Genomic DNA, 26,998 nt, shown 5'->3' with positions numbered 1-26,998 from the left:
GATCTCCATGCTTAAAAAGCCATACCTGGCAGCTGTTCTGCTGCCTGTCACAATGCTCTGGGCGGGCCTTGCCCATGCCTTTACCGATGGTATCGACCGTTCAATCACCCTGGAAAAGGTCGCGCAGACGTTCGTCGTGCAGAAGGACGGCAGCTTCCGTCTTGATGTCGACAGCGTCATGCTGATCAACGAAGAACGCGCCATCAAGACCAATGCCCAGCACCCGTTAAGCTACAACCGTTCGCTGGAGACACTGGAGGTGGTCGAGGCCTACACGCAAAAGCCCGACGGCCGCAAAGTGCAGGTGGATGCCGCGCACATCAAGGAGCAGCAGGAGCAGGCTTCTGCGCAGGCGCCGATGTTCCAGGACTCGGTCAACAAGGTGGTCATCTTCCCCGAGGTTGCGGTGGGGGACCGGCTGGTGCTGCGTTATCAACGTAACCGCGCTACGCCGCTTTTCCCTGGACAGTTCGAAGACATCACCGTGCCGCAGTTCTACCCGGTCGGGCAGTTTTCGCTGACCTACGACCTGCCCCAGGGCATGCCGCTGCAGGCCGATGCCCGTGGTTTCAAGGCGTCGTCACCCGCCAGCGGGGAAGGGCGCACGGTGTATCGCTGGGACTATGTACCGGCGGCGCGGGCGCGGATCGAGACAGGTGCAGTGTCGTACCTGGACTACGGCCACTACCTGGCGGTTTCGACGTTCTCCGGCTTCAAGGACTTCGCCCAGGCCTACCAGGCCAGGGCCACGGTCGAGGTCACTCCGCAGATCAGTGAACTGGCGAAGCGCCTGACGGCCGGCTTGCCCACCGCGCGGGAAAAGGCGCTGACCCTCAGTGACTGGGTACGCGAGAACATCCGCTATGTGGCGGTGTACGTCGGCGCTGGCGGGGTGGTGCCGCATGCCGCGCAAACCGTACTGGACAACCGCTACGGGGACTGCAAGGACCATGTTGCGCTGCTGGAGGCGCTGCTGGGCGCGGCAGGCATCAAGAGCACCCCGGCGCTGGTGAACCAGGGCACTGCCTATGTGTTCCCCAAAGTGCCGACCTTGGGTGTGCTGAACCATGTGATCACCTATGTGCCGGGCCTGGACTTGTACCTGGACTCGACTGACCCATCGGTTGCTGCCGGTTACCTGCCGTTGACCGTGCTGAACAAGCGAGTGCTGCTGACTGCCACTGGTGAGTTTGGCAAAACCCCGGCCATGCAACTGAACCAGGTTTCCAGTGACTTGCTGTTCAAGGTCAAGGCCGATGGTGGTGCCGACTTCACCAATGTTTCGACGGTGAAGGGCTGGGCCAGCGAGATGAGCCGCTTCGGCTTGAAGTTGATGAAACCGGAAGACCGGGAGATGCTGGTCGAAAGGGTGCTGGCCGCCTATGGGCAGCGTGGCAGTGGTTCGATCAAGATCGAGCCGCCCACCGCCAACGGCGACTTTGTCAGCAATGTGGATGGGCACACGGAAAACCTGGTCAACCTGCCGGGGCCGGTGGGTGTGGCGACCCTTACCAGCCTGGCGGGCGGTATCTCGCAGAACGTCTACAGCTTCACCCTGGAGAAGGAACGCAGCCAGAGCTTCGTGTGCATTGGCAACGACACGGTGGAGACCTCGCGCTTCGAGTTCCCCGCCCAGGTCAACGTGCTGGCAATCCCGAAACCTGTGAAGCTGCATGACGGCAATGTCGACTACAGTGCGCGCTATTCCCAAGAGGGCAACGCAGTGTTGGTGGAGCGGCGTTTCAAGTTCAGCCACCCGGATGTAGTCTGCTCGCCGGAGGACTTCACGGCCATGAAACCGGCGCTGGAGGCAATGATCCGCGACCTGCAAAGCCAGATCATCGTGCAGGCAGGGTAGCTCTGACACCGGCCGGTTAAGCAATCAGGGCCGCTTTGCGGCCCATCGCCGGCAGCACAAGGCAGTAGCTCTAGAAGTCCCAGCGCGTCGTCACCATCATGTTGCGTGGCTCGCCGTAGTACGTGGTATCGAAGTTGCCAAGCCCGGTCAGGTAGACCTTGTCGAACACGTTGTTGGCATTGACCGTGAAGCTCAAGTGCTCGCTGTACTGATAGCGGGCCATCAGGTCCACCAGGGTGTAGCCGCCTTGTTTGATGCGGGTATAGTCGTTGGCGATCGGGCTGTAGATGTTGCCGTAGAAGCCGCTCTGCCAGCGCAGCCCACCGCCCACGGTCACCTGGTCGAATGCGCCAGGCAGGCGGTAGGTGTTGAACAGCCGCACTACGTGCTCAGGCTTGGTGGTTGCCAGAGGGAAGCCGAAAATCCGTTGGTCGTCGGCGTCGCGGGTACGGGCGTATGTGTAGCCGGCGGTGACGTTCCAGCCGGGTGCCAGTTCGCCGGCCAGCTCCAGTTCGACGCCCTTGGTGGTGGCGCCGTCGATGGCCTTGTAGATGCCTTCGTTGGTCACCGGGTTGGTGCCGATGTTGGAGGCGACGTTGTCTTGCTCGATGCGGAAGAACGCCAGGGTGCCGTTCAGCCTGCCGTCGAACCAGGCAGCCTTCAGCCCGGCTTCATAGCCGTCACCTTCGACGGGGGCGAGGGTGGCGCCGTTGATGTCCTTGTAAACCTGCGGCTGATAGATCGACGTGTAGCTGGCATACACCGAGTAGGTGTCGTCCAGGTCATAGACCACGCCCGCATAAGGGGTGACCACCCCGTGTTCCTTGTAGCTTGCGTGGGTGTCGCTCAACGAAGACGTTGGGTAATAGTCCTGATCATCGTTGTACTTGAAGGTACTGACCCGGGTGCCGAGGATGAGCGAAAGCTTGTCGGTCGGCCTCAAACGGGTGGCCACGTAGGCGCCGTTCTGGCTTTGCGTGGTGGTGTAGTCGCCGTTTTTCGGGAAGTTCTGTTCCGGCAGTTTGCCATTCCAGTCGAAGATGGAGCCGGGCACCATGGCGAACGCGCTGCCGTCGTAGGTATCGCCGGTCTGCTTCGAATGCGAGGTCATGAAGCCTGCCACCAGGTCGTTCTCGCGGCCGAACAGGGTGAACGGGCCGGAAATATTCACGTCGGCGGTGTTTTGCACGCGGTGACCTTCCCAACGCCCCCAGTACAGGAACATGCCCTCGCCGGTTGCCGGGTTTGGGTTGCCGCCGCTGGCAGACGCCAGGCGCGTGTCATGGTCGCTGATCATGTGGTTGAGGCTGAGCTTGACCTTCCAGTTGTTGGCCAGTGCCTGCTCCAGCGAGCTGAAGTAGGTGGTTGACTCGAAGTCGCGACGGCTCCAGTCTGCCGCCGGGTTGTGCGCTCGCGAGAAATCGGTGCGGCTGCCGTCGGAAAAGTAAGTCGGGTTACCTGTCCAGGACGAGCCGCGCGGGGTGGTGGCCTGGTTGTCGATGCCGAAGGTGAGCAGGGTGTCTGGCGTCAGGTCGGCTTCAAGAATGCCGTAGTAGACATCCTTTTTCTGCTTGTAGTGGTCCAGGTACGACTTGCGGTCCTGGTAGGCACCCACCAGGCGGCCGCGTACGCTACCGCTGTCGTTGAGCGAACCCGAAATATCACCTTCGGTACGGTAGTTGTCCCAGGACCCTGCGCTGGCGGTGATCGACGCCTTGAAGTCGTGGGTGGGCTTCTTGCGCACCAGGTTGACCGTCGCCGAGGGGTCGCCAGAGCCGGTCATCAGGCCGGTCGCACCCTTGATGACTTCGATGCGGTCGTAGGCGGCCATGTCGACGTGGGTCACGCCCTCATCGTAGACGCCGTCGTAGATGGTGTTGATGCCATCGTACTGGTAGTTGGTAATGGCAAACCCGCGTGCGGAGTACTCCATGCGTTCGCTGTCGTAAGCCTGGACCGAAACCCCGGGGGTGTTGCGCAGCACGTCGCCGATGTCTTGCGAGCCATGGTCGTCGATCACCTGGCGGGTGATCACGCTGACCGACTGCGGCGTTTCGCGCAGGGTCAGCGGCAGCTTGGTTGCGCTGGTAGAACCGCCGGTGGTGTAGGCGCCGGTACCCTCGGTGACGTTACCCAGCCCCAGCGCATCGACACGGCTGGGGGCCAACTCCAGCGCATCGCCCCGTGGGGTGCTTGACAGCAGCGAGTAGCGCCCATCGCTTTCCCGAGTGGCCTGCAACCCGGTGCCACTGAGCAGAATCTGCAAGGCTTGGTCGACGTCATAGCGCCCCTCGAGGGCAGGCGAACGTTTACCGCGCGTCCAGTGGGTGTCGAAAGACAACACGATGCCAGACTCGGCAGCGAACCGGGTAAGCGTTTCGCCAAGGTCGCCCTGCGGTAGGTGGTAGTCATGGGCTTGCGCGGCGCTGGCAGCGCCAGGCCCCGCGAGCAGTGCAGTCAGCAGCAGGCAGGTGCGCAGGCCTGGCGCAGTGAAAGGCCTGGTGTTGAAGCGGCAGGTCATCGTCGCGTTTCTCTGATAGGTAAAAGTCGGGATACCTATGAGTCGGATAAGCCCTGGCAAAGTGATCAGGCGCTCAGCATTTTTTTACGCCGCCGTGATGGTGACCCAAAAACGCGTACGCACCTGTACCTGCACCGGCAGTGAGGTGGTCAGCGCGCGCAGTATCTGGTCGGTATCGTCGAGCCGGTAGGTGCCGCTGATGCGCAGGCCTGCCACGGCTGGTGTGCAGCGCAGCCAGCCCGGGCGGTAGCGTGAAAGGTTGCTGATGAACGCGTCGAGGCGCTGGTCATTCACGATCAGCAACCCCCGGCCCCACGCATCTGCGGCCACGGGGACGGTTTCCAGCGCGGCGAAGCCTTGGTCATTGAACCGACAACGCTCCCCGCTGTTTACCAGCAGGGCCTGGTCCGAGCTCAGGGTTACACGCGCCTGCCGGGCAAATACCTCCAGGCTGCTGCCGTCATCGAACAAACGCAGGGCGAAGCGGCTTTCGCCTGCCTCGACCGTGCCGTTTCGGGTGCTGACCGTGCAATGCTGGCGCGCTGGTACCGTGACCATGACTTCACCTTGGCGCAGCAGCAAGCGTGCAGGGCCGAGGGTGTCATCCACATCGACTGCAGAGGCGGTATTGAGGATCAGCGCAGTGCCATTGCTCAGCATCAGCGAACGCTGTTCGCCCACGCCGGTGCGCACGTCTGCCAGCAGTGGAGACTGCTTGACCTCCCGGTATCCCCCCAGGCCCAGCGCGCCGCCCCCCAGCAGTATCAAGCCAGCCTTGACCACCCGCCGACGGCTGGCGTTGCGGCCGTGGGCTGCCAGCGCCAGTACGCGCGCTGACGCCGGGTTTTCGCTGGCTGCCATGCGCGTTTGCAGGCGCTCTGCCTGCTGCCAGGCCCAGGCATTGACGGGCGTCGCATTCAGCCACAGCTGCCAGGCCGAGTAATCACTGGCCTGCACCTCACCGCTGTTGAGCTGGCTGAACCAGTGCGCGGCCTGGCGTAACGCGGCCAGTTGCTCGGCATTCAGGTTCATGCTCAGTGGCCATGGCCAAGGCTGTAGATCATGCAGTGCTCGGCGGCCTTGGCAATGTAGCGGCGCACGCTGACTTCGGAAACACCCAACTGGATGGCGATGTGCTTGTAGGGCATGCCGTCGATCTGCGAAAGCAAAAATGCTTCACGTACCTTGGGCCCGAGCGAAGCTAGCATGGCGTCGAGTTCGAACAAGGTTTGCAGCAAGGCCACACGTTGCTCAGGTGAGATATCCAGTGCTTCGGGTTGCTCGGCGAGCACCTGAAGCCAGGCCCTTTCCAGGTGCACCCGGCGCAGGTGATCGATCATCAGGCGGCGAGCAATGGTTGCCAGGTAGCCTTTGGGTTCGCGCACGGCGTCCAGCCTTGCGGCGGCGTCGGCTGCAGACATCACACGCACGAACACATCCTGGACGATGTCTGCTGCCAAGTGGCTGCAGTTCACCCGCGGTTTCAGCCAGTTATGCAACCATTTGCTCTGGGCGCGGTATAGCTGGCTGACTTGAGAAGTAAAAGCTATATCCGGGATGCTCATCCATGCCGCCTGAAAATGTTTACAAATGTTAATGGTTCGCATTTTAGGCAGAGTGTTTCAGGGTTTGCAATCACAGCGCCATTGCCGGCAAGTCAGCTCAAGCAGAGGTAGCACGCTCGGCCGCATCGGCTCCACGCGCCTGGTTTTGCTTGTTCCATCGCGTAAACAGCAGACGCAACAGGGTGTTCCAGCAGTAACCCACCAGTACCCCTCCGGCGAGTGCCAGGGCGACCTCGAACAGCGGGTGCCTGAAAACATGGTCCGCCAGCGACTGGAACTGGAAATGCGTCAGGTAGATGAACAAGGTTGACGATGCAATGACCGCACCTCCCCGTGCTACCAGGGCGGGCACTGGCACCGAGCGGAACCAGATAAGGGCCAGCATCGCCGGCAGGGCGATATCGATATAACGCAAGAAAGCCTCCCAGCCAACGCCGGCAACCGCCATCAGGTCCAGCTCGCCGACCACCAGCACGGCCACCGCGCTGGCCACCCACTTGCGCGCGGTGGTATCGGCATGGTGCACGGCCATGCCCAGCACCATGACCGCCAGAAAGTGCTGCGGTACCCGGTTGAGCAGCGCACTGGCGTCGAACACGAAGCGGCTGAGCAGCACATCCAGGGCCACCAGCGCACAGGCCGCAATGATCAGGCACCGGAACGGGTCGGCGAGGACGGCCTGGCGCACGCGCCTGATGGACAGCACCACACCGATGATCAGGATCATCTGTACCAGCACTTCGATGTACCAGTAATTGAACAGGCTGACCTCGCTGGCCGGGAACCAGTTGGACACCAGCAGCAGCGATTGCCAGTGCAACCGGTCGAACACCAGCTGGATCAGCGCGGTGTACAACAGGGTGGGCACCACGATGGCCGCCAGCGACCTGAGCAGCGTGCGCGCATCGCCACGCTCTTCGATGGCTTTGAGCTGGAACCGCGCCAGGCTGATGCCGGAGACCAGGAACAGCACCGACGTTTCGCCAACGATCAACCAATGGTCGAACTCGCTGAGGTGGCCGACCACGATCAGGACGATGGCCAGCATCCGCACGAACACCGGCATCTCCATCACCCGCCACGCGCTTTTCGGCGGCGCATTCAGCTCGGCCAGCTGGCACACAGGCAGCGTTTCCCAGCGCTGTGGCAGGTGGCCGATCAGCTCCTCCAGCACCCGCGAAGCTTGCACGAACGACAGCGAGTCGCCGCCCAGTTCGACAAAGCTCAACCTGGCGTCCAGGCGCGGCACCTGGAGGATGCGCGCCCAGGCCGTGCTCAGTTTTTCCGCCAAGGGGCACAAGGGAAGGCTGGCGCTGTCGTCAAATGGCGCAGGCAAGGCGCGTTTGTCCACTTTGCCGTTAGGGGTGAGCGGCAGGGCCTCGAGGAACATGAACAGCGCTGGCACCATGTAGTCCGGCAGCTGGCCGGCGAGCGCCTGGCGCAGTTCATCGGCGCTGGTGGGCTTTTGACCAACGCAATAGGCCACCAGCCGGATCGACGCGCTGTCGTGGTTGGCCACGACCACGCATTGGCCGATGTGGGGGTGACGGGTGATGGCGTTCTCGATTTCCGCCAGCTCGATGCGGTGGCCACGGATTTTCACCTGGCTGTCACCGCGCCCCAGGAAACTGGCGCTGCCATCGGCCAGGTAGGTGCCCAGGTCACCGGTGCGGTAACAGCGGTCGCCTGCGTCACCGGTGAACGGGTTGACGATGAACTTGGCCTCGGTCAGCGCCGGGTCGCCCCAGTAACCCTGCGACAGATAGGGGCTGCGGATGAGGATTTCACCGGTTTCGCCCACGCTGACCAGCTGGTTGGCCGCGTTGACCACCAGCAACTGCGCATTGGCGATACCTTTGCCCAAGGGCACCCGTGAACTGTCCCAGTCAGGGGAGAGGGTATGGAAGGCCATGGCTTGTGGCGTTTCCGTGGTGCCATAGAAGTTGACACTGACAGCGCAGGGCGCAATGGCGCGGATCTGCTGGTACAGCGCCGGGCTGAGCGCATCGCCGCCCCAGAACAGGTAGCGCAGTTGATCGAGTACCTGGCCATTCATGTGTGCGCCGGTCTCGATCAGCTTGCCCAGCGGCGGGGTGAGGTGGATTACGCTCACGCCGTGCTGTTGAATCCAGCCTGCCAGCTGTGACGGGTCGATCAGGGTCGGCTGGGCGGGGCAGGCGATGGTCGCGCCAATCGAAAGAGGCGTGAACACGTCGCGGTACACCGGGTCGTGGCCCAGACCGGAAAGCAGGGAGAAAGTATCAGCCTGGGTAAAGCCATGCTGGCGCACATGCCAGTCGATGAAGTGCACCAGGGGCGCGTGGTGAGTAACGATACCCTTGGGTTCACCGGTGCTGCCCGAGGTGAAGGTGATGTACGCCGGTTGCTCGGGGTTGACGCTGGGCAGCGCGACCTGTTGCCAGGGAAAGGCTTGCAGTGCCTCGGCGGGGGCTTCCGGCACCGTAACCACAATGGGGCCGGAGGCGTCGAGGGATGCATCACCACAGCGCAGGACGACCGCAGGCGCCAGTGTACTGATGATCTGCCCGATGCGCGCGGGAGGGTATGCAGCGTCGGCCACGGTAAAGGCCAGGCCGGCACGCAGGCAGCCGAGCATGGCGTACACCAGGGCGGCGCTGCGGCTGGCGACGATGACCACACGATCGGCGCCACTGGCAGCGTTTTCTACCAGATACGCGGCAATGCCCTGGCTTATCCGCGCCAGTTGGGCATAGCTGCAGCTGGTGTGCCGGGCAAGGATGGCGGTGGCATCCGGGCAGCGGCCGGCCTGCTCGAGGAAGGCGTGGTGAATCGGCTGGTCAGCACGGTGCTCCAGGCGCAGCGTCGGGTTCGGGCGCAGGTCCGGCATGATGGGTGAGGGCTCCGCATGAACGTTGGGGCTGGCTGGTAGCACAACGCTAGTGCAGGGTGGCCGATGGCGCCAATGTTCAGCGGGATTGGGAGGTGCTTGTCGACAGTCGGGTGCGTTGCGCGCCGCTCTCGTGACACAAGGCGGCTCCCACAAATATGGCGTGGGCCCGAAACCTGTGCGGTCCCTGTGGGAGCTGGCTTGCCGGCGATGAGGCCAGTACAGGTATTGCAAGGCAGCCTGCACCGGCCCGATCCATCAGGCCACATCCACCAGCACGATCTCGCTGTCCTCGATGGCGGTCACCCGCAGCACGTCTTCCTGCTCGATCGCCACACCGTCCCGTGCCTTGGCCCGCAGCCCGTTGACGTCCACCAGCCCCTTGGCCGGCACCAGGTAACCCCTGCGGGCGGCATCGAAGCGGTACTCGGCGGTTTCACCTGCACGCAAGGTGGCGGCCACCAGGCGGGCATCGGTGCGAATCTGCAGGCTGTCTTCATCACCGGCACGGCCGCTGGCCAGGGTCACGAAGCCTTCGCCACGTTCGCCTTTGGGAAACGGCCGGCTGCCCCACTGCGGTGCTTCACCCGTGCGCTCCGGCACGATCCAGATCTGGAAAATCCGCGTATCGACGTCTTCCAGGTTGTACTCGCTGTGCACGATACCGGTACCGGCGCTCATCACTTGCACGTCACCGGCTTCGGTACGGCCTTTGTTACCCAGGCTGTCCTGGTGGCTGATCGCGCCTTCACGCACATAGGTGATGATTTCCATGTCGCGGTGCGGGTGCGGCGGGAAGCCGTTGCCAGCTGCGATCAGGTCGTCGTTCCATACCCGCAGGTTGCCCCAGTGCATGCGCGCCGGGTCGTAGTATTCGGCGAATGAGAAATGGTGGTGGGCATCGAGCCAGCCGTGGTTGGCGTGGCCGAGGCCTTCAAAGGGTCGCAGTTGCAGCATGGTCGTGCTCCTTGAATCAGTGGAATGACGCCATGATGCGCTAAAGAAACATCGAAAATAAGCGTAAATATCGGCTTAAAACAATCATATTGTTCGATATCAATTGCTGGCATGCTTTATTCGCTTCATCGCCTAATCCACTGATCTGCAAGCATTCGCTGGCGATTTTCCGTCGATGCGGCGAACATGCCAGCTGTTTTTGTTTTTCAACGGAGTGACCGTGGCCCACGAGCAACCCCAGGCCCCCGCCGACCTTACCCCTCCCGCGCAATTGCCCTGGTTTCGGCGCCTGGTCGCCCGCCTGCTGGGGCGTGGCCTGACCCGTCTGCAAGCCCAGCACCGTGACTCCTGGTTCCTCGGCCACGCCACCGGCCAGCGAAGTGGCCACGCCGATGGCGTTCGTGAAGGGTTCGACCGCGGGCGGGTGGAGGGTTACGAAGCCGGGCGCCAGGTGCTGGTGATCCGCGATACCCGGCCTGACATCGCTGCCGTGCCCGGTCAGGACGACAACCTGTTCGACGACTGGCGCCTGCCGTTGACAGCCGAGCTGAAAAAGCGCTTCAAAGCCGACGTCGCCCAGCGCCTGCCCGCCGAGGCGCAACCCAGCGCCGCGCAGTGGAAGCTGATCTTCAGTGACACCCCGTCCACCTGTGTGGTGGCCGGCGCCGGGGCAGGCAAGTCCACGTCGCTGGTGTTGCGCATCCTGCTGCTGCGCCATTATCTGGGTTACGAGCTGGACGCGATGACCGTGGTCACGTTCACCCGCGAGTCGCGCAAAGACTTCATCAAGCGCCTGGTGCAGGTATTCGCCCTGTGGCAGATCAGCCTGCAACCGGTGCAGGCTCGCGAGCTGGTGCGTACCTTCCATTCGCGCATCCTGCCGCTGGTACGCAGCCTGCCGGGCTTCGGCCAGGTGCGCGCCTTCGAGACGCTGGGCAACGAGATGCCTGCAGGGCGTGAGGCCGAGGCCGACAGCAACCCGTTCGACCTGCGCCTGAACGATGCCCAGCGCCAGCAACTGAACCAGTGCTATAGCAGCGTGCTGGGTGAGAGCCCGCGTTTTGCCGAGCTGGTCGGCTTGTTGCGCAGCGAAGCCTTGCAACTGAAACCACTGGACCCGAACAACCCTGACGTGCAGAAGCGCGCACAGGTGACCCAGTTGGCCGCCCAGCGCGACGAAGAACTGTGCGACGTAATCGAGGACCTGTGGTTCGCCGCCGGCGCCTGGCCGATCAAGGGCATCGAGCCTTGCCGCGAAACTGTCGACATCCGTGGCAGCCGCTTCCATGTGCATGGCCGCCTGGCTGGCCAGGGGCCGTTGGTGGTGCTGGGCTTCGACCCGGCTGAAAGCGCGCAGTACCAGCGCCCCGGCGCCAAGTTGGCGGTGCGTGCCGAGTGGGCGGTCAAGCGAACCCTGTTGCAGGCCTTCTGCGACCGGCCGCTGATCTGGCTCGACAACTATGCCATGGCCCGGCGCCTGGCGGCCTCGTTGGCTGGCGATGCCGTCGCCGGCCCGGGGTTCGAGTACAAGGTCAAGGGCGAACTGGCACCGGCGCCGTTGCTGGACGCCTTTGTCGGCGCGGCCAACTTCATCGAGAACCTTGGCCTGGACGTGAACAACGCGGTGGCGGCGATGAGCTTCCCGTCCGGCGACAGCGATGCCTTGTTTTTCGAGGCCCTGGCCCTGTACTGGAAGGCCCTGGAAGCACACTTGCTGGACCAGTCGCCGCCGGTGATGAGCTACAACCGCATGTTCGCCCTGTTCAGCGAGAACAACCCGGAAAACCTGCAACTGCTGCCCGACCCGTTGTTGCGGCCTCTGGCGCACCTGATGATCGACGAGTTCCAGGACGTGTCGCCGCAGATCGTCAGCTGGCTGCGCGCCAGCCTTGCTGAAATCCGCCGACGTGGCCCGACCATGCACACCGGGCGCCATGCCCAGCATTCGTCGCTGCTGTGCGTGGGTGACGACTGGCAGTCGATCTATGGCTGGCGGGGCAGTTCGCCCAAGTACTTCATGGAATTCACCAAAGCCTTCCCGTCGCCGGCCAACACGCGGGTGATGCTGGTCGACAACTACCGTTGCCAGCAGCAGGTGATCGACGCGGCCGAGCACCTGGTCAAAGGCACCCCGGCGATTGCCGGCAAGAAAGCCCGCGCCAGTGGCCCGGCAGCCGAATTGCCGGGCTCTGCGGTCAAGGTGTTCGACCGTGACGAGGCCGCCTTGGGTGAAACGCTGATCGAGCACTACCAACGGGGTGAGACGGTCATGATGCTGTACCGCAAGGGCAGCGACAGGGCCTTGATGAACGACCACCTGCAAAGCGTGCTGCATGCCGAGGCGGCGTTGCCGGCCGAGCAGCGCCGGCTGCGTCAGTTGACCTACCACAGTGCCAAAGGCTTGCAGGCCGATGCGGTGTTCATGCTGGGCGACTGCCAGTACCTGACCAGCTCGCCCTACAAGAACCAGGTGTACCGTCAGGCCGGTCTGGGCAAGGCCGGGGATGCCCAACCGTTCGATACGGCGCAGAAGGAAGAAGTGCAGCGCCTGGCCTACGTGGCGGTGACCCGTGCAGTACAGCACTGCTATTGGCACGTGGAGGCCGCCAATGGTGACGCCGCAGCGGCCCCACGGGCGTCCAGCCAGGTGGACGGCAAGCAGGCCTTCTTCGAAGACCTGCGCGGGCAGTGAATGGGGTCAGCGGCCGATTGTTTGCGTCTGGCGGGTGAGGCTGGTCAGCAGACCGGTTTCAACCTGCTGCTGCTCGGCAGTCAGCGCGTCCACGCCTTGGCGATACTGCTGCTCGTTGACCACCACGCGACGTAACCTGCCGTCAGCATCCACCGGGCTTTCAGGCATGACCCTGGCCAAGGCTCGTCGCACCGAGCTGTCCAGGGATGTCACCGGTTCGGCGGTTTCATCCAGGCAGTAATAGAGGTAGTCAAGGCCTGGCCGCCAAAAGTCGGTGATCAGGCTGAACTGGGCCGCATGCTCTCGTTTCAAGTACTCGATCCAGCCCGGCTGCTGGGTCAACCACTGCTCCCGAGCTATGGCATCCCTGTCCAGGGAAAGGACCGCAGTTTTCACCCTTTCGATGATTGTGTCGTTGATTCTGGCCGTATTGCGGTACAGCATGCCTCGGCTCGGCTCAGGGTAGTCCAGCGCGTTGGCCAACGACTGGCGCAAGGCCAAACGTACCTCCACATCGTCCACCAGCCCCGTTTGAAGTTCGCTGTCCGGGAAGGCTGAGGGGTCGTCGAGCTCATCGTAGGGGGGGAGGTTTTCATCGAAGGCCCCGTCGAGCAGCGCCTGTTTGCGCAAGGACCTTCTCCAGCTGATGCGATCAGCCAGTTGATTGACCTGACTGCGTCGATACAGCTTGCCATACAGGCTCAGTAGATCAGCCGGCCGACTGCCGGCGACGGCTGCAGATTCGTGGGCCAACACTTCTATCTCCAAGGCACTGAAAGCGTCGGCACCCGCGTCGCCACAGGTTGGTGGGAAGTCGCCGGCCACGGTGGCGAGGCGCTCACGCAGCACGGTGTCGTGGGCAGCGTCATCCAGCAGCTTCCAGACGCGCGCCCTCAGGGCCTCGCCATCACGCTGCGCTTCTGCCGACTGGGCAAGACGTTCGAGTACGCCCAGCAGCGCTGCGTTTTCACCTTGGTCGAACAGGTCGCTCCACAGCTGCTCCTCGGCATTGCTCGCCTCGCCACGGAAAACGCCTTGCCACAGTGGCACGTCTTCTGCGTGTTCGAAGACGTTGACGCCGCTGCTGCCCAAGCGTGCACGTGTCTGGGCTTCCAGGGTGTTGTAGTTGAACAGCCAGCGGCGCTCCGGCAAGTGTGCGGCGACATCGCGGGCAAACGGGGTACGCAGCACACCAGGCAAGTCGGGCAGGGTACGAATGCGGTTGGACGACAGGTTCAGATAGCGCAGTTGGTACTGGGGCTGGCTCATCAGGACGGTCAGGCTGTCGGGCCACTGCTGCAGTTCGCAACGCTCAAGCTCCAGGTGGACAAGACGGGCCATGAAGCGTAGGTCGGGTGCCAGGTGCAGTGGGTTGCCTGATAAGTGCAGTAGTACGGGGTGGATCATGTCCTGAAACTGGGCGGCAAGGCTTTCGTCGAGGGTGATTTGATTGTGGGCCAGGCCGAGGGCATCCAGGGGCAAGCGCGTCAGAAAGCCCAAACTGGTGGTGTCGAGTTGCAGCCGGTTGCGGCTGAGCCACAGGAGTCGCAAGCCGGGCATTGCTCCGATGGCCTGTTGGGCGGTGGGTGAAAGGGTGGTCAGGCCATTGTCTTTCAGGCCCAGCTCGCGTAGTCGCGGTGCCGACCTGAGCGCCTCGAACAATGTTTCGGCATCGATGTCCGGGTTGCCGACGATGTCCAGGGTTTCCAGATGAGGGAAGTTCGTCAGGAAGCTGCCCTCCAGGCGCCGCATCTGCAGCCCCTCGAGCCTGAGATTGCGAATATGCGGCATGCGTGCAGTGAAAGCGGGTAGCGCTTCGAGCTGCATACGGTCCAGTACCAGTGTTTCTGCTTGCGCGCCGCCTTCACGGCGGGAAGCACTCATCAGCCGCTCGGTGCATTGCTGGCGATCAAAGCGCTCTTCAAGGGTGCGGGCGGTGCTTACCCAGCGGTTGAGATCTCGGTTGAGGGTACGCTGCTCGACCTCCAGCTGGTTGATCGCACTACCCAGGTCGCCTCCTCGAGCCAGTTCGGCTTGTAGCCCACTGATTTGCTCGGTGCTGAGTTCGGGGTAGAGCGTCCGGAGTCGACGTGCAGCCGGCAAGGCTCGTCCTTGCAGGCCTCGGCCGCTCAGGGGATAGCCCAGCTGGCCGTTGGCCAACCGCAAAGGGGAGCGGAACCTGGGGTTGATGGGTTGCTGGCCGAGCAGTGAGGCGCAGTGCTGGCGATCGCCGAGGGCGAGTTCCAGCAACTGGGCAGGGTCAGCCTGCGGGTGTTCGGCTTGCAGCGCCTGTTGCAGGCGCAGGCTGTCGTCGTTGGCCAGGCTGGGCCTGAAAATACCGAGGATGGCGCGGTCAAGCCGCACTCGAGCTTGCAGAAGGCGCGCTTCCTCGGCAATGCGAAGCGGCACCCGCCCGTTTGTCAGGCGTTGCCGTTCGGCGTTGCTGATGTTGGCAAGCAATGCTTCAAGCGCGCTGTCCGGCAGCCCGGGAAACTGCCGGGCGAGGGTTTGTGCGGTTGCTGGGCGTGTGGGACGGTGTCTTTGTTGCAGGCTCTCGAACAGCGCCTCGCGATGCTGTTCCAGGTGTTGCGCAAGCTTGTTGTTCAGCGCGTGTGATCGGTGCTCGGCTGGTGTGTCACCGAGCAAATGCCCGATGGCTTGTTCATCCATCTGATCCAGCACGGTCTGGCTCAATTGGCCATTGTCCAGGTCGGTACGGGTAATTTCGATTTCCACTTGGCCCAGCGTGTGTGGGGGGCCGTAGCGCACAGATTCGCCCCACGGTTCTGGCCCTTGGTAAACCTTGAGCACGTTCCCCTCGGGCCACCCCGGCAGGCGCAGCAACTCAGGCAAGGCGAAGTTCTTGTACGCAGCCAGCGGCAACCCATGGCGTACGCAGTTGATGATCTGTTGTGTCTGATTGTCCAGTTGCAACCGCTGCAGCGTGTCGATCAACAAAGCGGGTGGACGCAGGCCCGCTGCCTGGGCACGGCGCAGCACGTCTGGATCGGTACCGGTAGTGCGCATGGCATGGTCCAGTTCGCTGTCGTCCAGGCCTGCGCTATGGCTGCCGAGGCGGCGCGCAAGCTGTTCGCGGTCCCATTCCAGAGGCTGTTCATGGGCCAGTTGCCAGCGGCCGTTACCATGATGCAGCAAGCGTGGGGCATAGGCCTGCGCGTCATCGGGGTGGCGCACGCGCCATTGCTGATCAGCGCCCTGAAACACCTCGTACAGGGTCCCATCCAGCTTCAGGTAGGTCTTCCCATCGACGTGTACATGGCCGAGCAAATCGGGTGGAGCCCCCTCAGGAATAGCCGCCGTGCTCGCATAGGGTTTCATGTCGGGGTGCCAGAGCACCTCCTTGTCTTCATGCCATACACTTTTCAGTGCATCGACAAAGCCGGACGCCTGGACGATCCTGGTGCCCACTGCAAAGCCGGCGATCACGCCCGCGTTGATGGCCAGCGATTCCAACTGCGCCAGTGCCTGCCGGGTATCACCTGCCTCCCAGGCCTCGAACCCGGTGAAAACAGAGCTCATCAGGTCGTAAGCAAAAACGCCTAGCATGACCGTGTTCAAACCCGGCACGAAGAACGCGGCGACATTCAGCACGTTCATCCCCAGGTCGAACCAGTATTTCAGACGCTCGTTGCGGGCGTTGGCGTCGACTTCGGCGGTAGGCACAGCGATGGTTTTTGCGTCGGCCTTCATGCGCGCAAGGTGTGCGTTGTACAAGGACGTCCAAGGGTCGGTCCTGATGGGCGAGAGCGTAAAAGGGATCACTGGCATGATGCGGTGTTTGCGTGTGCCCGCTTCATCCTCTTCGAACAGCGCGATTTCCAGTTTTACGGCGAGTTCTTTTTGCCTGTCCTTGTAGGCGAAATGCACCAAGGCGCGGCGAAATTCGCTTTGCAATAGCCGGCTGCGCAGGTGCTTGCCCGCCTCCTGACGAGAAGCGAACTCCCTTACCGGGTGCTCGTTGTCGCCAGGGACATACACAATGCAGGGGTTCTTGCGATAAGGGTTGTCTGGCCCGATGAACAGTATTTCGTGGACGGGTATATCGAACAGGTTGAAGTGCCAACAATGCAACGCCTCGTTTTCATAGGTGGGGTGAGGGTTGCCGTCGCACAGTTGCCCAAGTGCATCGAGCCCTGCCTGGCTCAGCAGGCCTTTGAGTTTGGCGATCAATGCCTGGACCCTCAAGGCCTTACGGTTCGCTGCAATCGACAGGCGCTGGATTTCAGCGCGATTGGCGCCTTCATGGGTTGCAAGCAAATGGTCTTGATAGCGTTTGCCAAGGTCCAGCGCCCGACAATGCCTGACGAAGTCCGCCATCGTCAGGCCTGCCAGGGGCGTGTCGCTGCCAGCGGCGTTGGTGAGCCTGCTGTAGGGGCCGACTTCGTCCAGCCCCTCGAAGTTGTGCAGGGCAGCCTCCAGCAAGCTGCGTGTTTGCGGCTGGCCTACGGGGCGGGTGGCCAGCACGTCCGCTTCCACGTCCGGTACCAAAGGCGTTTCCACATCGGGAACGCCGACCCAGATGTTGGCCTCTGACTCAAAGGGCTGGAACACATACTGCGCCCTGTCTACAGGAACATTCAGCTTCAACCGCTCGGTCAACAGAGGGCCGCAGAACGCGATGATGTCCTTGAACTCGCCTAGCGCCTTTTTGACTTGCGCCAGCCGTTTGTTACGGGTTTGCAACGCGTTGTGCAACTGCTCACGCATTGGCCCATCGGCAGTGGCATACCACGAGTAAGGGGCGCCATCTTCATCGAGGTACTCCTTGTACAGGCTCTGCACCACTTTGCGTGTATGCGTGGGTTGGAGCGCCTTGCTCCATTTCGGTAACGATCGGGTTATCTGGCTTTGATGTAACGGTGTCGGGGTTGTCATGGTCACCATCTCTTTTGTGGAAGGAGATAGTCCACGCTGATCAAGGCGTCGGGGTGCGGTAGATAGTTGTTGGCCGCGGTCGGTCCTGCGTATGCGCGGGTCGGTGGGGGGCTGGCAGCGAGGGAGCATCTGCGAGAGGGTGAGGCAGGTCATGTTGCAGGCTTCAGCCAAGGAGAATTGCAATGCGTTCGCTGTGCAGTCCGAAAGATCACCTGCTCGACCTCGATGGTATTGAAATAGCGGTCCGCACCTGGGGCGCCGAAGACGGTATTCCCGTACTGGCCTTGCATGGCTGGCTGGATAACGCTGCCTCGTTCGAACGCCTGGCACCGATGCTGGACGGTTGCTTTGTGGTGGCCCCCGATCTGGTCGGCCATGGCCGTTCGGACCATCGCCGCCGCGACAGTGGCTATTACCTGTGGGAGCATGCCGAAGACATGCTGGCGGTGACCGACAGCCTGGGCCTGGCGCAGTTCCATGTGCTGGCCCATGGCATGGGCACCGGTGTGGCGTCGCTACTGGCGGCCATGACCAGTGGCATTGCCAGCATGACCTTCCTCGACGGCATGGGGGCACCGTTCACGGTGGCCGAGGATGACCGCGTGCAGCACCTGGCGCGGGCTTACCGGCTCAAGCGTATGGTCCAGCGCAGCCAGCTGCCGGGCTTTGCCGAGCCGGACGTTGGCCGCTTCGACGACCTTGACACCGCCCTGGCGCAACGGCGCGAGCGCCTTGACACCGAACTGTCGGAAGGTGCCGCACGGCTGCTGGCGTTGCGCGACCTGCTGCAACTGGGCGATGGCTATTGCTGGCGCCACGACCCGCGGCTGGTGTTGCCCGAACCCATGCCGCTGACCGAGCGCGACGCATGCGACCTGCTCAACCAGATCCGCTGCCCGCTGTACCTGCTGTTCGGCCGTCAAGGGGCATTCACCGGCGAGGCTTTTACCCGGCGTCAGGCAGCCTTGCCCAGCCATGCCAAGGTTTCCTGGCACCCCGGCGGGCACCACTTCCACCTGGATGCCCCGGACCGGGCGCTGGTCGACCAGCTGCTGCGGATCCTGGCGCACCATGAAGGGGGCGTGCTGCAACGCTTGGTAAACGAGTAGCTGGTTCTGTTCACTCCGGGCGAAGCTGGGCTATGGTGGCGAAACTATTCGCACTCACGGCACAAGGAGCCCGGTATGCGACCGTTCGCTATCAAGCACATAGATCATCTTGTTCTGCGGGTCAGCGACCTGCCGCGCAGTGTTGCCTTCTACACCGAGCTGCTCGGTTGCCATGTCAGCCGCGTGCGCGAAGACCTGGGCATGGTGCACCTGGCCACGGGCACGGCGATGATCGACCTGGTGACCCTGGACGGCCCGCTGGGGCGGCCAGGCGGGGCGGCGCCGGGGGTGGAAGGGCGCAACCTGCACCATTTCTGTCTGCGTATCGAGCCGTTCGACGAGGCCGCCTTGATCGCCTACCTGGAAGCCGCCGGGGTAAAAGTGGAGCCGGCAGAAAAGCGTTATGGCGCTGAAGGCGAGGGACTGTCGCTTTACTGCTACGACCCGGATGGCAACCAGGTCGAGTTGAAGGGGCCGGTAGCGGAGGCGGTATGAGCGACCTGCACATGCGCGAGCACTGGGTCGACACCGCGCAAGGCAAGTTGTTCGCCCAGGATTGGACGCCGTTGCAGGCACAGGGGGCGCCCATTGTCCTGCTGCATGATTCGCTGGGGGTGTGTGGCGTTGTGGCGCGACTTCCCAGCGCAGTTGGCGCAAGCCACCGGGCACCGGGTAATCGCCTACGACCGCTTGGGCTTTGGCCGTTCGGACGCGCATCCGGGCAGTTTGCGGTGATGCCTTTGCGGACATAGTCGGTCTTGACGGCTGGCGCTCCCACAAAAGTCCGTGATGTGCCGCTACAGCTTCTGCATGCGCACCCTCTACGCCCCACTGTTCTTCATTGGTTTCATTGCCGCAGCACTGTCATTGGCAGCCCACCCGGTGATGCCGTATCGTTCATGCCGCCCTCTTGTGTATGGCCAGGCGGGTGGATATCCCGGCAATCCCGATTATGCTTCATTTACCTTGCTGCGATCCGAGACGGCCCGCCTCGTCGTGCTTCGCGCAACCAAAGCAAGCCCCAGGGCCTGGGTGCGACGGTGAAGTGGTTGTGAGGTACTCCGGCCTGTATGACGACATGACGGAGGCAACCCATGGCGGTTCTCGACAGCGCATCCACGGGCAGTAGCGCGCCCCAACGCGGTATCACCAAGGAGGAGCGCAAGGTCATCTTCGCCTCATCCCTGGGCACGGTGTTCGAATGGTACGACTTCTACCTGTACGGCTCCCTCGCCGCGATCATCGCCAAGCACTTCTTTGCCGGTGTCAATGAAACCACCTCGTTCATCTTCGCCTTGCTGGCCTTTGCTGCCGGTTTTGCCGTACGGCCGTTCGGGGCAATCGTGTTCGGCCGCCTGGGTGACATGATCGGGCGCAAGCATACGTTCCTTATCACTATTGTGATCATGGGCCTGTCTACCGCACTGGTGGGCCTGCTCCCGAGCTACAGCGCGATCGGCGTGGCCGCGCCGGTCATCCTGATCACCTTGCGGTTGCTGCAGGGCCTGGCCCTGGGGGGGGAGTACGGCGGCGCGGCCACCTATGTGGCCGAGCATGCGCCCAAGGGCCGTCGCGGCTTTTTCACCGCCTGGATCCAGACCACCGCCACGTTGGGGCTGTTCCTGTCGCTGCTGGTGATCATGAGCTGCCGCACGGTCATGGGTACTGAGGTGTTCGAGGCCTGGGGCTGGCGCGTGCCGTTCCTGCTGTCGATCCTGCTGCTGGCGATTTCGGTGTACATCCGCATGCAGCTCAACGAGTCGCCGGTGTTCCTGAAGATGAAGGCCGAGGGCAAGGCATCCAAGGCACCGCTGACCGAGTCGTTCGCCCGCTGGGAAAACCTCAAGGTGGTGATCATGTCGCTGCTGGGCGGCACCGCCGGGCAGGCCGTGGTCTGGTACACCGGGCAGTTCTATGCACTGTTCTTCCTGTTGCAGATGCTCAAGATCGAGCCGCAGACGGCCAACCTGCTGATTGCCGGCTCGTTGCTGATCGGCACGCCGTTCTTCATCATCTTCGGTAGCCTGTCCGACCGCATTGGCCGCAAGAAGATCATCATGGCCGGCTGCATCATCGCTGCGCTGACCTATTTCCCGATCTTCAAGGCGCTGACCGAGTACGGCAACCCGGACGTGTTCGTCGCCCAGGAGCAGAACCCGGTCGTGGTAGTGGCTGACCCTGGCCAGTGCGCGTTCCAGTTCGACCCGGTGGGCAAGGCCAAATTCACCAGCTCCTGCGACATCGCCAAGAGCCTGCTTGCCAAGCGCGCCATTCCCTACACCAACCAGGCGGCCGAACCTGGCAGCGTGGCGCAGATTCGCATTGGTGAGCGGGTGCTGCCGAGCTTTGAAGGCAGCAGCATGGCCGCAGCGGACTTCAAGATGCAGAGTGAGGCGTTTACCGCCACCTTGAGTGGTGCGTTGAAAGAAGCCGGCTACCCGGAAAAGGCCGACCCGGCGAAGATTCACTACCCGATGGTGCTGTTGCTGCTGACCATTTTGGTGATCTACGTGACCATGGTCTACGGCCCGATTGCTGCCTGGCTGGTCGAACTATTCCCGGCGCGTATCCGCTACACCTCGATGTCGCTGCCTTACCACATCGGTAATGGCTGGTTCGGCGGCTTCCTGCCGACGGTGGCGTTTGCCATGGTGGCGGCGACCGGGGATATCTATTACGGCTTGTGGTACCCGATTGTGATCGCGGTAATGACGGCGGTGCTGGGGATCCTGTTCCTGCCCGAGACCAAGGACCGGGATATCAACTGATGGGGCAGCTGTGCTGGCCTCTTCGCGGGCTCGCCCGCTCCCACAGATACAACACAGATTTCACGGCTTGTGTTGTACCTGTGGGAGCGGGCGAGCCCGCGAAGAGGCCGGTACAGCCCATTAATCAATCGAAGTAGCCGCGCAGGCCAAAGGCATACCCGGTATCCACCTGCGCGGCCTCACCCCGGCTCCAGCGCTTCTTCAGCACGAACTCGAACGCTGGCTCGTACAACCCGTCGCGCACCAGCGCCCCCGCCAGTACCTCCACGTCATACCAGCCATTGTCCAGCTCGATGATCGGCCGCCCCGGCACCTGGTAGCGGGCAATCAGGTCACCCAGGGTCTTGGGCGTGAAGTGCTGCAGGATGCGCCAGGTGTACAGCATCAGCGCACCGTGCTCGACCCGCAAAACATAACCATTACGCCGGTGCTTCAGGCGGCTGCCAGCTTCGCGCAGGGCCGGGGTATGGCCATCGAGGGTGAACAGAATGCGGTAGGGCAGGTTGTCGACCCCGGCCAGCGGCAGCACGACGCCTTCGCGTACCGCCTTGTCGCCGCTGTCACCATGGGTGAAGGCGTAGGCGAGGTCGTCCGGTAGCTCATGCTCCTGCTTGAAACGTTCGAGCAACTGGATATCGCCAAGCAGAAAGTAATCGACCAGGTCGTTGAGTACTTCGCTGAATTCGTGGCGCATCTGTTTTCCTTATTGGTGCGCGTGGGGCTGTCTGTGTTTCTGGGCGATCTGGATCAGGTTGCCACAGGTGTCATCGAACACGGCCACGGTGACGGGGCCAATGTCGGTGGGCGGCTGGGTGAACTGCACGCCCGCCGCGCAAAGGCGGGTGTATTCGGCCTGTATATCGCGCACGCCAAACGAGGTGGCGGGGATGCCATCCTGCTTGAGCGCGGCTTTGTACACCTTGGACGCTGGGTGCGCGTCGGGTTCCAGCAACAGCTCGACGCCGTTGGGATCGTTGGGGGAGGTCAGCGTCAGCCAGCGGTGCCGGCCCATGGGGATGTCGTGCCTGGGCTCGAAACCGAGTACGTAGTGGTAGAAGGCCAGGGCCTTGGCCTGGTCGTCGACGAGAATGCTGGTGACCACGATCTTCATAGGCGTACACCGTAATGCTGAGGCCGTTGGGTATCAGTAAAGACGTTCGGGAGTATTTGGCCAGCAGCTGTTGCCGGGCTCGGGCCATCGCTCTACAAAAAAACTGCTCAAGCCATAGGTAAATCCTTCATCACCCGGCCCCCGTCCGCCAGCGAGCGGGGTTAAAGTGTCAGGCATGATCCCTGCGCGCCCAGACCGGCGTCAAAGAGGTGCCCGTGGCTGCCTATACCCTGCGACAACTCAAGTACTTCGTCACCACCGTGGAGGCCGGTAGCGTTGCCGAGGCTTCTCGCCAGCTGTACATCGCCCAGCCGTCCATTTCCACGGCCATCAAGAGCCTGGAAGAAAGTTTCGGCGTGCAGCTGTTCATTCGCCACCATGCTCAGGGTGTGTCGCTGACGCCCAGCGGCAAGCGTTTCTACGCCAAGACCCGATCGCTGCTGCAGATGGCCCACGAGTTCGAGCAGAACGCCCTGGCTGACAACGACACCGTCGCCGGGCAGATCGACATCGGCTGTTTCGAAACCGTGGCACCGTTGTATCTGCCGCGCCTGATCGCCGCCTTCCGCCAGCGTTACCCAGGCGTGGATATCCGCCTGCGCGACGGCGAGCAGCAGGAGCTGATCCAGGGCTTGACGGCCGGAACGTTCGACCTGGCGTTTCTCTACGATCATGACCTGGACGGCACCATCGAAGCTGAGCCGCTGATGCCGCCGCAAAAACCTTACGTGCTGCTGCCAGAAAACCACCGCTTTGCCGGCCAGGCCCAGGTATCGCTGCGTGACCTGTGCCCGGAGCCGATGATCCTGCTGGACGTGGCTCCCAGCCGCACCTACTTCGTCAGCCTGTTCAACGAGATGGGTTTGACGCCGAACATCGTCTTCAGCTCGCCGTCGATCGAGATGGTGCGGGGCATGGTCGGGCAGGGTTTCGGTTTTTCGCTGCTGGTGACCCGACCGCATTCGGAATACACCTACGACGGCCAGCGCCTGGCCCTGCTGGATATCGCCGAGCCGGTGGCGCTGTCGGGGCTGGCGGCGGCGTGGTTGAAGCGGGTGCAACTGACCAAGCCTGCACAGTTGTTTGTGGAGTTTTGCCGGGAAGAACTGGCGAAATTCTGAAAGCGGCACGCCATGCTGTACATCTAGGGGCATGGCGTGCCCGCTGATCAAGGATTGATCTGATAGCCGCGCCCTTGCAGGCAACCGCTGTAGGCACTGGCATGGGCCTGGGTTTTGGCCTCGCCTTCGCTGCGCCGATCCTGGCGCCGGTCCTGACGCTGGCGCATGCCGCCTACCGCTGCACCGGCGGCGGCCGTTTCGCTGGCACGGTTCTGCCGGTATTGCTGTTTGGCATCGTCACTGGTCCGGTCATACAGCTCCTCGTGCTGGTTGCCGCGCACTTGCGCGCCCACGGCACCGGCGGCGGCGCCTGCTGCTGCCCCACGCACCCGGCCACCGACATGGGCTTCGCTGGACGTCGCGGTGCTGTTCGCGGCGTTGGTAGCGACGGTATTGCAATCGTTGATGTCCAGTTGCATCTGCTGGCTGCTCTGGCCCTTGAGCGGCACTACCGACTGCGCCTGGGCTGCGGATGCGGCACACAGCAGCACCAGCAGGTAACTCCACGTGAACGTACGCATGGCACACCTCCACCGGGCAGAAAGCCCGTTTCACAGGATAGTCCGTCATCGGTTAGGGATGGCGTATTTGTCTGCATGGTCTACACCGGATAACAGAGTTCGCCATTGCATGTGACCCTCACGTCGGGCTAACCGTGGACACGCCATGACCCAGCCCCAGGATCTGATCATCTGTGAGTACTGCGACACGGTGTACCAGCGTGCGCCTTTGCTCAAGCACCAGCGCGCCCTTTGCCAGCGCTGTGGCGGGGTGCTGTACCGGCATACGTCTTTGACCATCGAGCAGCGGCTGGCCTTGAGTGTAACCGGCGGCATCCTGCTGGTGTTCGCCAATGCCTACCCGGTGATGACCATCGGTATGCAGGGCCTCACCCATTCGGCAACGTTATGGGATGCGGTGCAGATCCTCAGCCACGGCAGCATCACTTTCATCGCCCTGGTCATGGCGCTGTCGATCATCTTTGCGCCGGTGCTGCAGATTGCCCTGTTGTGCTGGGTGTTGAGTTTTGCCCTGGCCGGCCAGCGTGCCCCCGGTTTTGCCCTGTGCATGCGCGGCCTGGAAAGCCTGCGGCCGTGGAGCATGCTGGAGGTGTGCCTGCTGGGGGCGATGGTGGCGGTGATCAAGCTGGCCGGGCTGCTCGATGTTATCCCCGGTATCGGCCTGCTGGCCCTGGCCGCGCTGAGCATGCTGATTATCCATATCGCCGGTAAGGATATTCGCGACCTGTGGGTGCAGGTATGAATTACCCGGCCAACGCCGACCAGCTGGGGCTGTGCCTGTGCCATGGCTGCGGTCAGGCCTGTGACCTGAGCAGCAGTGCACACATCTGCACACGCTGCGGCGCCGCCATTCACCGGCGCAAGGCCAACGCCATCGCTCGGGGTTGGGCGTTTCTGCTGGCGGCGCTGGTGTTCTACATTCCTGCCAACCTGCTGCCGGTGATGCACACCGAAATGCTTGGCAGTGGCAGCGAAAGCACCATTGGCGGTGGTGTGCTGGAGTTCTGGGAGGCCGGCGCCTGGGACATCGCGCTGATCATCTTCATTGCCAGCGTGGGGGTGCCAGCGATCAAGTTCTTCTCGCTCGGCCTGCTGCTGTTCACCGTCCAGCACCGTTCCACCTGGGCCTGCCGGCAGCGCTCGCAGCTGTACCGCCTTGTCGAGCTGATCGGGTATTGGTCGATGCTCGATGTCATGGTGGTGGCGCTGGTGGCGGCGCTGGTGCAACTGCGCGGGCTGGGCACCATCGAGCCGCGGGTGGGCATCCTGTTCTTCGGCCTGGTGGTGGTGCTGACCATGCTTTCTGCGATGAGCTTCGATCCACGCCTGATCTGGGATAGCCATGCCAACGAGGGGAGGCCGCACTGATGGGGCAGCAGACTGACGAGCGCGAAGGCGCGGGGCAGGTTGAGGTACGCACCCGGCGCTGGAGTGTGTCGCTGGTGTGGATCGTGCCGATCCTGGCAATCCTGATTGGCGCTTCGCTGGTGGTGCGCAACTGGATGCAGCAGGGCCCGGTCATTGCCATTTCCTTCCACTCCGGGGAAGGGCTGGTGGCGGGTAAGACCCAGGTCAAGTACCGCAGCGTGGTGATTGGCGAAGTCACTACGGTGGACCTGGCTGATGACAAGAAAAGTGTGGTCGCCAAGGTGCAGTTGACCGATGATGCCCGCGCGTTCGCCGCTCAGGGCGCGCGCTTCTGGGTAGTGCGCCCGCGCATCGGCATGGGCGGGATTTCTGGGGTGGATACGTTGCTGTCAGGCAGTTTCATCGGGGCCGATTCCGGCGAATCGAAAGTACCGGAAAAGACCTTTGTCGGCCTGGAACTGCCGCCACCTATTACCTTCGACGAAAAGGGCAAGCGCTTCTTCCTCACCGCCAGTGACCTGGGTTCGCTGGATGTCGGCTCGTCGATCTACTACCGCAAGATCCCGGTCGGTGAGGTGGTGTCCTTTGCCCTGCAAGACGATGGCAAGGGGGTGGAGATTGGCGTGTTCGTGCAGGCCCCCTACGACAGTTTCGTCACCGCTGATAGCCGCTTCTGGAATGCCAGTGGCGTCGACATGCAGATTGGCGCCAACGGCCTGAAGGTCGATACCGAATCGCTGTCATCGATCCTGGTGGGCGGGTTGGCCTTTGGTTCGCCCGATTTTGCCCCGCAGGTCGAGCCTGCTGCCGATCAGGCCCGCTTCCAGCTGTTTGCCGACCGAGACTCCGCCTTGGCCCCGCCCAATGGCCAGGCGCAATACCTGCAGCTGCGCTTCGACCAGGCCATGCGCGGCCTGTCGGTGGGTGCGCCGGTGGAGTTCAAGGGCGTGGAGTTTGGCCGGGTCACCTCGATCAAGCTTGACTACGATGCCGAGCGGCAGTCCTTCCCGGTGGTGGTCGATGCGGTGGTCTACCCGCAGCGGCTGGGGCCGGTGCACCGCAAGATGCTGGCGGTGTTCAAGCACACCGAGGGCGATGTGGATGGGGCGCGGCGGCTGATCGGCACCTTTGTCGAGCATGGGCTGCGGGCCCAGGCGCGTAGCGGCAACCTGATCACCGGGCAGATGTTCATATCCCTGGACTTTTACCCGGATACCCCCAAGGTGGCCTTCGACATGGCCGCCAACCCCATCACCATCCCCACATTGCCGGGCAGCCTGGAGCAGTTGCAGGAGCAGCTGCAACGGGTGGTCGAGCGCATTGCCAAGTTGCCTCTGGAAAGCATCGCCAGCAACCTGGACGGTAGCCTGCGTGAGCTGCGCGCCAGCCTGAAACAGTTCAATGGCCAGACGCTGCCGGATGTGAAAGTGGCGCTGGATGAAATGCACAAGACCCTGCGCACGGCCAATGCGGCCATTTCCGAGGACTCCCCGCAGCGCGAGCGGATGGGCGAAACACTGGACGAACTGGAGCGCATGTCGCGGTCGCTGCGCGACCTTGCCGACTACCTGGGCCGGCACCCCGAGTCGCTGATTCGCGGGCGGCCGAAAGCGGCCGGGGCCGCAGAGCTTGAACCCTGAGG

Annotated in this window: 18 protein-coding genes and 1 pseudogene; 10 read left to right on the top strand and 9 right to left on the bottom strand. The window is 62.9% G+C overall.

Translation table 11 applies throughout. The features are described 5' to 3' along the window. Nucleotides 1-7 precede the first annotated feature (7 nt). Nucleotides 8-1,858 carry a DUF3857 domain-containing transglutaminase family protein gene (locus tag SB765_RS16625; protein ID WP_410931618.1) on the top strand — a complete coding sequence of 617 codons (1,851 nt, stop codon included), beginning with the start codon at nucleotides 8-10 and terminating at the stop codon, nucleotides 1,856-1,858. A 70-nt stretch (nucleotides 1,859-1,928) separates the two neighbouring features. On the opposite strand, the gene SB765_RS16620 is transcribed toward SB765_RS16625, so the two are convergent. From SB765_RS16620 to SB765_RS16600, 5 genes are all read right to left on the bottom strand, one after another. Beyond that, nucleotides 1,929-4,379, bottom strand: a complete 2,451-nt coding sequence (locus SB765_RS16620) for a TonB-dependent siderophore receptor (RefSeq protein WP_410911206.1) — start codon at nucleotides 4,377-4,379, stop codon at nucleotides 1,929-1,931. An 84-nt stretch (nucleotides 4,380-4,463) separates the two neighbouring features. After that, the gene (locus SB765_RS16615; protein ID WP_410931617.1) at nucleotides 4,464-5,411 is read right to left on the bottom strand and encodes a FecR domain-containing protein; all 948 of its coding nucleotides are present in this window, start codon (nucleotides 5,409-5,411) and stop codon (nucleotides 4,464-4,466) included. A 2-nt stretch (nucleotides 5,412-5,413) separates the two neighbouring features. Beyond that, nucleotides 5,414-5,944 carry a sigma-70 family RNA polymerase sigma factor gene (locus SB765_RS16610; RefSeq protein ID WP_410931616.1) on the bottom strand — a complete coding sequence of 177 codons (531 nt, stop codon included), beginning with the start codon at nucleotides 5,942-5,944 and terminating at the stop codon, nucleotides 5,414-5,416. 97 nt (nucleotides 5,945-6,041) lie between these two features. After that, a complete protein-coding gene (locus SB765_RS16605; RefSeq protein WP_410931615.1) occupies nucleotides 6,042-8,813 on the bottom strand; it encodes an amino acid adenylation domain-containing protein in 2,772 nt (923 codons plus the stop codon). Between the two features lie 258 nt (nucleotides 8,814-9,071). Continuing rightward, nucleotides 9,072-9,770 carry a pirin family protein gene (locus SB765_RS16600; protein WP_049275402.1) on the bottom strand — a complete coding sequence of 233 codons (699 nt, stop codon included), beginning with the start codon at nucleotides 9,768-9,770 and terminating at the stop codon, nucleotides 9,072-9,074. 175 nt (nucleotides 9,771-9,945) lie between these two features. Between SB765_RS16600 and SB765_RS16595 the strand changes: the two genes are divergently transcribed. After that, the gene (locus SB765_RS16595; protein ID WP_341798293.1) at nucleotides 9,946-12,462 is read left to right on the top strand and encodes a UvrD-helicase domain-containing protein; all 2,517 of its coding nucleotides are present in this window, start codon (nucleotides 9,946-9,948) and stop codon (nucleotides 12,460-12,462) included. Nucleotides 12,463-12,468: 6 nt separating this feature from the next. Here SB765_RS16595 and SB765_RS16590 read toward each other — a convergent pair whose 3' ends face one another. Then, a complete protein-coding gene (locus SB765_RS16590; RefSeq protein ID WP_410931614.1) occupies nucleotides 12,469-17,265 on the bottom strand; it encodes an NEL-type E3 ubiquitin ligase domain-containing protein in 4,797 nt (1,598 codons plus the stop codon). Nucleotides 17,266-17,540: 275 nt separating this feature from the next. Here SB765_RS16590 and SB765_RS16585 point away from each other — a divergent pair, with 275 nt between their 5' ends. From SB765_RS16585 to SB765_RS16570, 4 genes and pseudogenes are all read left to right on the top strand, one after another. Further along, on the top strand, nucleotides 17,541-18,467 hold the full coding sequence (locus tag SB765_RS16585) for an alpha/beta fold hydrolase (protein ID WP_016500352.1): 927 nt from the start codon (nucleotides 17,541-17,543) through the stop codon (nucleotides 18,465-18,467). A 75-nt stretch (nucleotides 18,468-18,542) separates the two neighbouring features. Then, nucleotides 18,543-18,962, top strand: a complete 420-nt coding sequence (locus tag SB765_RS16580; protein WP_341798295.1) for a VOC family protein — start codon at nucleotides 18,543-18,545, stop codon at nucleotides 18,960-18,962. After that, nucleotides 18,959-19,196, top strand: a pseudogene (locus tag SB765_RS16575) (alpha/beta fold hydrolase); the annotation flags it as partial. The gene SB765_RS16580 and the pseudogene SB765_RS16575, both read left to right, overlap by 4 nt. A gap of 365 nt (nucleotides 19,197-19,561) precedes the next feature. Next, complete coding sequence (locus tag SB765_RS16570) at nucleotides 19,562-21,235, top strand: MFS transporter (RefSeq protein WP_341798297.1); 1,674 nt, start codon at nucleotides 19,562-19,564, stop codon at nucleotides 21,233-21,235. A gap of 124 nt (nucleotides 21,236-21,359) precedes the next feature. Here SB765_RS16570 and SB765_RS16565 read toward each other — a convergent pair whose 3' ends face one another. Further along, nucleotides 21,360-21,929: a hypothetical protein gene (locus SB765_RS16565; RefSeq protein ID WP_341798298.1), complete on the bottom strand. Its 570-nt coding sequence runs from the start codon at nucleotides 21,927-21,929 to the stop codon at nucleotides 21,360-21,362. A gap of 9 nt (nucleotides 21,930-21,938) precedes the next feature. Further along, nucleotides 21,939-22,346, bottom strand: coding sequence for a VOC family protein (locus SB765_RS16560; RefSeq protein WP_063422911.1), 408 nt, complete (start codon nucleotides 22,344-22,346; stop codon nucleotides 21,939-21,941). A gap of 215 nt (nucleotides 22,347-22,561) precedes the next feature. Here SB765_RS16560 and SB765_RS16555 point away from each other — a divergent pair, with 215 nt between their 5' ends. Then, nucleotides 22,562-23,467: a LysR family transcriptional regulator gene (locus SB765_RS16555; protein WP_016500346.1), complete on the top strand. Its 906-nt coding sequence runs from the start codon at nucleotides 22,562-22,564 to the stop codon at nucleotides 23,465-23,467. Between the two features lie 47 nt (nucleotides 23,468-23,514). Here the strand turns inward: SB765_RS16555 and SB765_RS16550 are convergent, their stop codons facing one another. Beyond that, complete coding sequence (locus tag SB765_RS16550) at nucleotides 23,515-23,988, bottom strand: hypothetical protein (protein WP_341798299.1); 474 nt, start codon at nucleotides 23,986-23,988, stop codon at nucleotides 23,515-23,517. Between the two features lie 145 nt (nucleotides 23,989-24,133). Between SB765_RS16550 and SB765_RS16545 the strand changes: the two genes are divergently transcribed. The 3 genes from SB765_RS16545 to SB765_RS16535 are packed head-to-tail and all read left to right on the top strand — an operon-like array spanning nucleotide 24,134 to nucleotide 26,996. Beyond that, nucleotides 24,134-24,730, top strand: a complete 597-nt coding sequence (locus tag SB765_RS16545; protein WP_341798300.1) for a paraquat-inducible protein A — start codon at nucleotides 24,134-24,136, stop codon at nucleotides 24,728-24,730. Further along, the gene (locus SB765_RS16540; RefSeq protein ID WP_410931613.1) at nucleotides 24,727-25,356 is read left to right on the top strand and encodes a paraquat-inducible protein A; all 630 of its coding nucleotides are present in this window, start codon (nucleotides 24,727-24,729) and stop codon (nucleotides 25,354-25,356) included. The genes SB765_RS16545 and SB765_RS16540 overlap by 4 nt, the downstream gene beginning before the upstream one ends. Then, nucleotides 25,356-26,996: an intermembrane transport protein PqiB gene (locus SB765_RS16535; protein WP_410931612.1), complete on the top strand. Its 1,641-nt coding sequence runs from the start codon at nucleotides 25,356-25,358 to the stop codon at nucleotides 26,994-26,996. The genes SB765_RS16540 and SB765_RS16535 overlap by 1 nt, the downstream gene beginning before the upstream one ends. Nucleotides 26,997-26,998: the final 2 nt, after the last annotated feature.

This window comes from Pseudomonas sp. SIMBA_067 (assembly GCF_046534675.1).
Classification (GTDB): domain Bacteria; phylum Pseudomonadota; class Gammaproteobacteria; order Pseudomonadales; family Pseudomonadaceae; genus Aquipseudomonas; species Aquipseudomonas putida.
This window is presented reverse-complemented; position numbering and strand designations above follow the sequence as displayed.

What these genes read in the sequence shown, in the direction of transcription:
- SB765_RS16625 (WP_410931618.1), top strand. Translation starts at nt 8, where the DNA reads ATGCTTAAAAAGCCATACCTGGCAGCTGTTCTGCTGCCTGTCACAATG.
- SB765_RS16620 (WP_410911206.1), bottom strand. Translation starts at nt 4,379, where the DNA reads ATGACCTGCCGCTTCAACACCAGGCCTTTCACTGCGCCAGGCCTGCGC.
- SB765_RS16615 (WP_410931617.1), bottom strand. Translation starts at nt 5,411, where the DNA reads ATGAACCTGAATGCCGAGCAACTGGCCGCGTTACGCCAGGCCGCGCAC.
- SB765_RS16610 (WP_410931616.1), bottom strand. Translation starts at nt 5,944, where the DNA reads ATGAGCATCCCGGATATAGCTTTTACTTCTCAAGTCAGCCAGCTATAC.
- SB765_RS16605 (WP_410931615.1), bottom strand. Translation starts at nt 8,813, where the DNA reads ATGCCGGACCTGCGCCCGAACCCGACGCTGCGCCTGGAGCACCGTGCT.
- SB765_RS16600 (WP_049275402.1), bottom strand. Translation starts at nt 9,770, where the DNA reads ATGCTGCAACTGCGACCCTTTGAAGGCCTCGGCCACGCCAACCACGGC.
- SB765_RS16595 (WP_341798293.1), top strand. Translation starts at nt 9,946, where the DNA reads ATGCGGCGAACATGCCAGCTGTTTTTGTTTTTCAACGGAGTGACCGTG.
- SB765_RS16585 (WP_016500352.1), top strand. Translation starts at nt 17,541, where the DNA reads ATGCGTTCGCTGTGCAGTCCGAAAGATCACCTGCTCGACCTCGATGGT.
- SB765_RS16580 (WP_341798295.1), top strand. Translation starts at nt 18,543, where the DNA reads ATGCGACCGTTCGCTATCAAGCACATAGATCATCTTGTTCTGCGGGTC.
- SB765_RS16570 (WP_341798297.1), top strand. Translation starts at nt 19,562, where the DNA reads ATGGCGGTTCTCGACAGCGCATCCACGGGCAGTAGCGCGCCCCAACGC.
- SB765_RS16565 (WP_341798298.1), bottom strand. Translation starts at nt 21,929, where the DNA reads ATGCGCCACGAATTCAGCGAAGTACTCAACGACCTGGTCGATTACTTT.
- SB765_RS16560 (WP_063422911.1), bottom strand. Translation starts at nt 22,346, where the DNA reads ATGAAGATCGTGGTCACCAGCATTCTCGTCGACGACCAGGCCAAGGCC.
- SB765_RS16550 (WP_341798299.1), bottom strand. Translation starts at nt 23,988, where the DNA reads ATGCGTACGTTCACGTGGAGTTACCTGCTGGTGCTGCTGTGTGCCGCA.
- SB765_RS16545 (WP_341798300.1), top strand. Translation starts at nt 24,134, where the DNA reads ATGACCCAGCCCCAGGATCTGATCATCTGTGAGTACTGCGACACGGTG.
- SB765_RS16540 (WP_410931613.1), top strand. Translation starts at nt 24,727, where the DNA reads ATGAATTACCCGGCCAACGCCGACCAGCTGGGGCTGTGCCTGTGCCAT.
- SB765_RS16535 (WP_410931612.1), top strand. Translation starts at nt 25,356, where the DNA reads ATGGGGCAGCAGACTGACGAGCGCGAAGGCGCGGGGCAGGTTGAGGTA.